Annotated in this window: 8 protein-coding genes; 6 read left to right on the top strand and 2 right to left on the bottom strand. The window is 62.7% G+C overall.

The window, feature by feature from the left end:
• Positions 1–199: 199 nt before the first annotated feature.
• Positions 200–1,429, bottom strand: coding sequence for a M28 family peptidase (locus EP867_RS18210; RefSeq protein ID WP_164888944.1), 1,230 nt, complete (start codon positions 1,427–1,429; stop codon positions 200–202).
• 1 nt (position 1,430) lies between these two features.
• Entirely contained in the window at positions 1,431–2,321 is an 891-nt protein-coding gene (locus EP867_RS18215; protein ID WP_128490884.1) for a LysR family transcriptional regulator, read from the bottom strand.
• Between the two features lie 146 nt (positions 2,322–2,467).
• On the opposite strand from EP867_RS18215, the gene EP867_RS18220 reads away from it, so the two are divergent.
• The 6 genes from EP867_RS18220 to EP867_RS18245 all read left to right on the top strand — a co-directional run bounded on the left by EP867_RS18220 (position 2,468) and on the right by EP867_RS18245 (position 8,715).
• Positions 2,468–3,250 (top strand): amino acid ABC transporter ATP-binding protein, encoded by a 783-nt coding sequence (locus EP867_RS18220; RefSeq protein ID WP_206616378.1) that lies wholly within the window; start codon positions 2,468–2,470, stop codon positions 3,248–3,250.
• A 65-nt stretch (positions 3,251–3,315) separates the two neighbouring features.
• A complete protein-coding gene (locus EP867_RS18225; RefSeq protein WP_206616379.1) occupies positions 3,316–4,128 on the top strand; it encodes an ABC transporter substrate-binding protein in 813 nt (270 codons plus the stop codon).
• 78 nt (positions 4,129–4,206) lie between these two features.
• Entirely contained in the window at positions 4,207–4,872 is a 666-nt protein-coding gene (locus EP867_RS18230) for an amino acid ABC transporter permease (protein WP_128490887.1), read from the top strand.
• A gap of 74 nt (positions 4,873–4,946) precedes the next feature.
• Positions 4,947–5,873 carry an arginase family protein gene (locus EP867_RS18235; RefSeq protein ID WP_128490888.1) on the top strand — a complete coding sequence of 309 codons (927 nt, stop codon included), beginning with the start codon at positions 4,947–4,949 and terminating at the stop codon, positions 5,871–5,873.
• Positions 5,870–7,135 (top strand): M20/M25/M40 family metallo-hydrolase, encoded by a 1,266-nt coding sequence (locus tag EP867_RS18240; RefSeq protein ID WP_128490889.1) that lies wholly within the window; start codon positions 5,870–5,872, stop codon positions 7,133–7,135. Before EP867_RS18235 ends, EP867_RS18240 begins: the two co-directional genes overlap by 4 nt.
• Positions 7,132–8,715 (top strand): gamma-glutamyltransferase family protein, encoded by a 1,584-nt coding sequence (locus tag EP867_RS18245; RefSeq protein ID WP_128490890.1) that lies wholly within the window; start codon positions 7,132–7,134, stop codon positions 8,713–8,715. The genes EP867_RS18240 and EP867_RS18245 overlap by 4 nt, the downstream gene beginning before the upstream one ends.
• Positions 8,716–8,961: the final 246 nt, after the last annotated feature.

Raw genomic sequence — 8,961 nt, forward strand, 5'->3', positions numbered from 1 at the left:
ATCCTGGTTCAGAACAGGTTTTGATGAACTCCGCCGCCGATTGCGATCAGGCCAGGACGAGCCAATCGTCGACCGGAAAATCGTCATTCCGAAGAGCCTGAGGTTGCGAGTCGTGTAGTGTGGCATTACCCAAAAGGACACTAGCGTTGAGGTGTCCTTTTGGGGTGATCAGCCATTGGCAGGGCGTGCCAAAAGCAGATCAGCGTAGCGAAGATGGCGGTAGCGCCATGGACGCGTGCATTGTTGCGTGAACGGCAACTTTAGCTCGAACGAGATCTGGCATCGACACAATGTCGCGCCGATCGCCACCGCTCAGGATCGCCATTGCACTCGAGGCGGGATCATCGAAGCCACCCAGAAGACGGAATGCCGGGATGCCTGCTTCAGCGAAGTTGGCGTGATCTGAATTAGCCTGGAAGGGCAGATGGATCTGCAGGTCTTCCCCGACGGAGGCGAAGACCTGCTGCAGGAATGGCCCCAGATGCGGAAAATCCGACGTTAGCGCCGTCATCGGCCCGGCTATCCCGAGGCTGTCGAGGTTGATGTTGACGATGATCTGATCACGGTCTGTTTGGTCGAGGGTGGCGACATGATTGCGCGATCCCGTCAGGCGCCATTCTTCAAGATTGAAGAAGCAGAACCGTAGCCGTACTGGCAGATCGCTCTGCCGCGCAACCTCCTCGGCAAGGGTGAGCAGGATGGCACAGCCTGAGGCATTGTCCAGCGCGGCTTCGGCCGGATCATGGCCGTCGATATGGGCCGACAGCACGACCACAGGTCCGTCTGTCGGGCCGAATTCCAGAAAATGGCTGCGCGCGGTCGCGGGAACGGTTTCGACTGCTAGATGCAGGGTGGCTTCACCTGCCGTGACCAAGGCTGCTGCGGTCTCGGGAGAGATGCCCATGGCGGGAATGCCCTCATTGGCCTCCATGCCGGTCGATCCTGCAACAGGGCTGCCCGGCTGGTGTCCGACGACCAGCATGCCGGCCGCCCCGCGCGCGACGGCTTCGGCATATTTCACCCGGCGGTGCACCGTTGTGGCCGAGAACATCCGCTCGTGCGCCACGAGGATTATGCGCCCCGGAATCTGTGCAGCATGGGTAGCGAAATCTTCAGGCGTGCCGCGCCCCAGATCTAGGACAGGGGCGTGCAGCCCTTGCGCGGGGGTGCCTGGTGCATTGAGCAGCGCGCAAGCCTCGAAAATTGCGCCACCCGCCTCGATACTTGCCAGCTTCGGTCGCCAGCCTGACCAGGCATCATCCTGCACGCTCAATCTGCCACCCATGGCTGCCAGCACCTCTCCAAGCCACGCGCTGGCTTGCTGTTCCGAGCTCGATCCTGTGCGCCGTCCGCCAAAGACGCATATGCGATCAAGCCAGTACACCAGGCGATCGGCATCCGTCGGCATCGAGGGAGTGTTGATGTTCATTTCATTGGATTCCTTCGGAAAGAAGATGCGTCTCGAGCAATGCCAGATAGGTGTCATGCAAGGCCGAGTGCGGTCGATTCGGCATGGAGAGGATGGCAATCTCGTAGGGGATCACCGGCAGGAAGGGGCGCAGATGCAAGCCCAGGGGGGCGAAATTGCGCGCGGAGAAGGCATCGACCACCGAGATGCCGCGCCCTGCGGCGACCATGACGCAAATCGATGCGAAATAGTCGACTTCGGCTACGGGATTGTAGAGAGCGCCAGCCTCGTCGAAGGCGCTGCGCACCTGATGGGCGATCAGGCGTTCAGGGGGCATGGCGATGAAGGGCTCGCCCGACAGGTCGGTTGGTGTCAGGATTTCTCGCGCGGCCAAGGGATGGTCGAGGGGCAGGATGACATGAGTGCGGATCTTAATGCGCCGGACCTGGACCCCGGGCAGGTCGCGTGACAGCTCGCACACCGCAATGTCGACGCCGGTACCGGGAAAATGGGTCAGGATCTCCTCGGACATGCGGTTGATCAGGCGCAGCTTCACATCTGGATACTGGCGGGCAAAGGCATCGGCGACATAAGGCATGACCGACACAGCAGCAGAAGGGTGACTTGCCACTGTCAGTGCGCCCAGCCCGTTGATGCGGATGCCCTCGCGCACGTCATGCAGCTTCTTCCAGGCTTGCAGCAGGCTTATGGCTTCGGGCAGGAAGCGCTGTCCTTCGGGAGTGATGACGAGGCCTGATGGTGTGCGGTTGAACAGCTCGAACCCTACCGCCTTCTCCAGCTTGGCCAGCTGCAGGCTGACCGCAGGCTGGCTGATACCTAGGACTTTGGCTGCCGCCGTAGATGATCCGTTGCGCACGACCGTCACGAAAGTCTCGATCAGCTTGATATCCATGCAGACGGTCCTTTTGAGGCGTCAAAAAAATGGCGCTGCAAAAAATTCAACAGCATCAGTAAAAACTATATCATGAATCAATTGATATAAAGGGATTTTGGATCAAACAAAATGATAATGCACCACCCACATAAGGAATGCTTATCATGCAGAACGCGACATCCGGGACCTCTGTGGGCAAGGCGCTGATCTCGGCGCGCGGCATTTCAAAGGCCTTCGGCAAGGTCGAGGTTCTTCATGGCGTGAGCCTTGACGTGCATGCCGGACAGGTCGTCTGCGTGATCGGGCCATCGGGCTCGGGCAAAACGACGCTGCTGCGCTGCATGGCGCTTCTGGAAAGCCCCAGCAAGGGCGAGGTGGTGTTCAATGACACCGTCATCGCCGATGCTGCGGGTTCGCGGGCCGCCAGCCAGGCTGCCCGCGCCATCCGCCCCGAGATCGGGCTCGTGTTCCAGCACTTCAACCTGTGGCCGCACATGACCGTGCTGGGGAATGTCATCGAGGCCCCCATGCGGGTACGCGGGCTGCCGCGAGCCGAGGCAACGACCAAGGCGATGGCACTGCTGGAGAAGGTGGGAATGGCCGACAAGGCAGACCGCTATCCGGCTCGGCTGTCGGGCGGCCAGCAGCAGCGCGTGGCGATCGCGCGTGCGCTGGCCATGAACCCTTCGGTCATCATGTTCGACGAGGCCACATCCGCGCTTGACCCCGAGCTGCGCCAGGAGGTGCTGCAGGTCATGCGCCAGCTGGCACAGGAGGGCATGACGATGCTGGTCGTCACCCACGAGATGGGCTTTGCGCGCAGTGTCGGCGACCGGCTCGTCTTCATGGACCAGGGGCGCATCGTCGAGGACACCGACCCCGAAAGCTTTTTCACCGCGCCCAGCTCCGATCGCGCGGTGCGCTTCCTGCGCCAGATCCAGGACTGACCCCGCCTGTGTCCGGGAGCTTGTCCCCCGGGCCGGCCCATTAGACAGAAAACAGGGAAATGATGATGAACCGCCTTCTTTCCACCGTCGCCGCCTGCACCCTGCCGTTGCTCGCGCTCGGCACTATCGCCGCTCCGACCGCCGCCGATGCCCAGGTGCAGTCGCGCCTCGTCGAGATCACCAAGTCGGGCAAGCTGCGCGTGTGCCAGTATCCGATGTACTATGCCATCTCCTTCCGTGATCCGACGACCGGCGAAATCACCGGCATAGATGCCGACATGTCCAAGGAGCTGGCGAAGGAGCTCGATGTCGAGCTCGAGATCGTCGAGAGCGCCTTTGGCACCTTCATCGCCGATATTCAGGCCAACAAGTGCGACATCGGCATGTTTGGCATTGGCGCAACGCTGGCCCGTGCCCAAGCCGTCGAGTTCTCGAAACCATATCTGAAATCCTCGATTTTCGGCATCGTGCGCCAGGACAGCGAGATCAAGGATTGGGCCGACATCGACCAGCCGGGTGTGACCGTGGTGACGACGCTCGGCTCCTATGTCGAGCCCTTCCTGCGCGGCTATCTGAAGGAAGCGACGCTGTCGGCGATCTCGCCGCCCGCCACCCGCGAAGGCGAGCTGATGGCCGGTCGCGCCGATGTGGTGATGACCGACTATCCGACCGCGATGAAGCTGAAGTCTGAATTCGACTGGCCCCGCGTGGTGGCCTCGGACGTACCCCTGAGCGTGACCCCCTATGCCTATGTTGTCCCGCAGGGTGACCAGGTCTGGCTGAACTACGTCAACCTCTTCATCGACACCGTTGCCATGGATGGCCGTCTGGAAGCCTTTGCCGAAAAGCACGGCCTGACGGAAATTCTCGTCAAGTGACCCCAGCGGGGCGGCGCACTTACCCAGCCGCCCCGTATCCTTCGCCTCATTTTGCCCACTTGCCGGCCCGGAGATCCCATGTTCACTTACGCCTTCCGCTGGGATGTCATCCCCAAGCATTTCGATTTCCTGATGTCGGGGCTACGGAATACACTCGAGATCTCGGCCATCACGCTGACGCTGGCCCTGCTGGGTGGCCTGCTGCTGGCGACCATGGACATGTCGCGCTTCCGCCCGCTGCGCTGGCTGGGCCTGGGCATTGGCGAGGTGGTACGCAACACCCCCATCCTGGTGCAGCTGCTGTGGGTCTACTACGTGCTGCCGATCGTCTTCGGCATCAACCTGTCGGCCTGGACTGCGTTGATCATCGGCCTGAGCGTCTATTCTTCGGCCTTCATCGCCGAATCCTACCGCTCGGGCATCCAGGCGGTCCCGAAGGGGCAGCTCGAGGCCGCGCGGGTCGTCGGTCTGAGCGATGTACAGACATTCTTCCGCATCATTCTGCCCCAGGCCGTTCGCATGACCCTGCCGGCGCTTGCCGCCAATTTCGTGCAGCTGATCAAGTATTCTTCCCTTGGCGCCGTCATCTCGGTCACCGAGATCACCCGTCGCGGGATGGAGCTGTCCTCGACCACCTTCCGCCCGCTCGAGATATTCACCTTCATTGCGGTGGTCTACTTCGTCATCTGCTGGCCGCTGGCGATGGCGATCCGCATCTGGGAACGCCGTCTGGCAGCCCGCTGATCTGCGCCACCTCACCTGGGGCCTTGGCTCCGGGTGAGGTATCCCCAGTCCGATCCACGACCAGGAGCGTCTTCATGAGCATCGACACCCTCGCCCCGCGCACCTTCATGGGCGTGCCCTACCGCACCGACCCGACCGGCGCACGCGCCGCGATCCTGGGCGTCCCCTTCGACTGCGGTATCCATCCGTTCAGGGTCGGGTCGCGCCAGGGGCCCGATGCCATCCGTGAACAATCCCTGCTGGTGCGCCCTTTCCATCCCGAGCGCGGTGACGTGAACCTGGTCGAGGCACTCGGCCTCGTGGATTGCGGCAATGTGCGCCTGACCCCCTCGCGTATCGAGGATGCCTTCGAAGCCACCGAGGCTGCAGCTCGTGACATTATGGATGCAGGTGCCATCCCCGTGGGCTTTGGTGGTGACGGCTCGATCTCGCTGCCGCTGGTACGTGCCGCTGGACAGAAATACCCTGGTCTGTGCGTGATCCACATTGACAGCCATACCGACTGCTATCGCCCCGATCCCGACCATCCGCTTGATGCCTCCACCCAGTACACCTTCGCGGCACTCGAGCAGCGTGTCAGCACCTCGCGTTCCTGGCATGTTGGTCTGCGGGGCACGACAATGGTGGGGGGCGTGCATGATTATGGACGTGAGCTGGGGTACAACCTAGTCACTTTGCGCGAACTATTGACCCAAGGCCCCGAGGCAGTAGTTGCGCGGATGCGCGAGGTGATTGGCGATCGGCCCGTGTGGTTCTCGTTCGACATGGATGTCTTCGATCCTTCCTGTGCACCAGGGGTGGCTACTCCTGTCTGGGGAGGGTTGTCCGCGCGCGAAGGGCTAGACTTCATCCGCCTGTTCGAAGGGTTCAACATCGTGGGTGCCGATGTGAACACAGTTTCGCCGCCGCATGATGTTCAGGGCATGACCGCCTTCCTCGCGGCCGCCGTGACAAGCGAGATCCTGTTGCTGTTGCTGCCCGCCACTGGAGAAAAAGCATGATCCCTGATCTGGTCGCTCGCGCGGCAGCACTGACTCCGCGCATGCTCGATGCCACACGTGCACTGGTGGCCGAGCCCTCTGAGACACCGCCCTCGGATACCCGGGCGGTCGCGGATCTGGCGGCTGATCTGGCTCGTGATTTCGGTTCGGATCATGTTGAATGGCATGAACGTGAACCCCCAGTGCGCAATGTTGTGCTGCGCTGGTGTGGCGGACGCGCGGCACCCAGGCTGATCTTATCCTGCCATCTGGATACCTATCCTGTGGGTGATGCGGCTACCTGGATCCGTGCTCCGTTCGGCGAGCAGGCCGATGGGCGCTTTTATGGCCGGGGATCAGCCGACATGAAGGGAGGCATCGCCGCGAGCCTTGGTGCCATGGAATTGCTTGCAGAGGCTGCGCCGGATGTGGCTGCTCAGATCGCGGTTGTGCTGGCAGGCGATGAGGAGGCAATGGGCGAGCGCGGCACCGGCTTCATGATCGAGGATTTCCCCGGATGGACTGGTGCTTCGGTGATCGTGCCAGATGTCGGTGCCCCGCGTGTGATCCGCATCGCGGAAAAAGGCATGCTATGGCTTCGCCTGACAGCGACTGGAAAGGCGGCCCATTCAGCCCACAAGCATCTTGGCAGCAGCGCCATCGAGACGTTGATAGCCGCGTTAACCGCCTTGCAGGAACTTGAGGCGATCGAGACCCCACAAGACCATCCGGCCCGCGCCATTGCACGTGAGGCAGAGCCCTTCGTGACCAGTGCACAGGGCATCGGTGAGGAAACTGCCCTGAATCGGCTGACCGTCAACATTGGCAGGATCGAAGGCGGCCAGTCGCCAAATCTGGTGGCAGCCCAGGCCGAGGCCGCGCTTGACCTGCGCCTTCCGCAAGGGGTCGGCACTGCCGAGATTCTCGAGCGTATCGCCGCGCTTCTGGCACCTTTCGGTGAGGCGCTGACAATGAGCGTGGATCGCCGCTACGAGCCCAACATGACGCCGCTTGCCAGCCCAGTGGTACAGGCTGCGCTCGCGGCCTCGGGCGCGGTACTGGGTAGGCCATCATTGGCCAATCTGCGCATCGGCGCATCGGATGCCCGGCTGTGGCGGCGTGAAGGGTTCGACAGCATCGTGTGCGGTCTGACCCCTTTCAATCTGGGCGGTGCTGATGAACATTTCCTCATCGATGAATTGCCCCAGCTGGCCGCGATCTTGGCTGTGAGTGCCATAAACCTTCTCTCCCCCCCCTGCGCGATCGACCTGGAGCAAGCATGAGCGAGACCCCTTCCTGCTATGGCGGCATGGTGACCGCCCCCCACCATCTGGCAGCCCAGGCAGGGCGTGACGTGTTGGCGCGCGGTGGTACCGCCGTCGAGGCCACGGTGGCCATGGCGGCAGCCCTCGCGGTGGTCTATCCGCACATGACGGGCCTCGGAGGGGATGGCTTCTGGCTTATTTCCCGCCCCGGCGAGGCCCCGCGCGCGATCGATGCCTCAGGGACTGCCGTATCGGCGGCCACGCCCGCGCTTTACAAGGGCATGGACGTGATCCCACCACGTGGCGTGCTGGCGGCCAATACCGTCGCAGGCACAGTCGGCGGCTGGGACATGGCTTTGCGTATCAGTGCCCAGTGGCGTGCGCCGCTGCCCCTAGCAGATCTGCTCGGCCCCGCCATCCGCCATGCCCGCGAAGGCTTTCCCGTCACCCGCTCGCAGGAAGAATTGACCCGGACCCACCTGGCAGCCCTGGCAGCCGTGCCGGGCTTCGCGCAGACCTTCCTGCCCGCAGGCCAGGTGCCGCGCCAAGGTCAGCGCATGACGCTGCCACGGCTGGCCGACACGCTCGAGGCTCTGGCCCGTGACGGGCTCGACAGCTTCTATCGCGGGCCTCTGGCGGCTAGGATCGTGGCCGACATGGAGACCGTCGGGGGGCTGGTCGCGCAAGGTGACCTAGAGGCCTGGCACCCAACCGAGGTCACCCCTTTGTCGGCGACGCTGCGCGACGGCACGCGGCTTTGGAACCTGCCTGCGCCGACCCAGGGCATGGCCTCGCTCGCAATCCTCGGGATTGCAGACCAGCTACCCGAGGTGGAACCCGAAAGCTTCGCCCATCTCCATGGTCTGATCGAGGCCACCAAGCGGGCCTTCATCGCCCGCGACCGCCTGATCGGCACCCCAGAGCTGACCGGTGATCAGAGCGCATGGCTCCAGACGAGGGTCTTCGCGAACGAAGCCGCCATGATCGACCCTGCCAGTGCCGCGCCCTGGCCACATGTGGCGCAGAAGGGAGACACCATCTGGTGCGGCGCGGTCGATGCCGAAGGTAACATGACCAGCTTCATCCAGTCGATCTTCTTCGAGTTCGGATCCGGGGTCGTGCTGCCGGACACTGGATTGACATGGCAGAACCGGGGCAGCTCGTTCCTGCTGCAGCATGGGGGACCGCGGTCCCTAGCGCCCGGGCGCAAGCCCTTCCATACTCTCAACCCCGCCTTCGCAGAACTGCCTGATGGCCGACGTCTGAGCTACGGCACGATGGGAGGAGAAGGGCAGCCTCAGACACAGGCCGCGATCTTCACCCGCCATGTGATGCATGGCGTGCCACTGCAGCAGGCGATCTCGCGACCACGCTGGCTGTTGGGCCGTACCTGGGGGACCGTGGCCACCAATCTCAAGGTTGAGGGTGACATCGGAGAGGAGCTGATCCTTGCTTTGCGTAATGCCGGTCATGACCTTGAGATCGTCAGCCCGGTGAACAGTCTTATGGGGCATGCCGGTGCATTGTCGCGTTACCCTGATGGGCGCATCGAGGGTGCTAGTGACCCCCGCTCGGACGGTGCGGTAGCAGGTATCTGAAATCAGATCAGAGATCTTCTACAAGACTGAGCCCTGCTGGATATACGTCCTGCCCGCCATGCTAGTGCCTGACTGCCTTGAGTGAATATTGGAGCTGCGGGGCCACCCACACCTCGATCCGCGAAAGTTGGGTGGTCTCGGGTCCACGATCATACAGGTCATGTCATGCCTGCCGTCTGTGGAGGGGCCGGAGCCTTGTAGACGCCACCATGAGCCATCAGGGCCCATACGATCCGCGCCATTTTG

This window comes from Falsigemmobacter intermedius (assembly GCF_004054105.1).
GTDB lineage: Bacteria > Pseudomonadota > Alphaproteobacteria > Rhodobacterales > Rhodobacteraceae > Wagnerdoeblera > Wagnerdoeblera intermedia.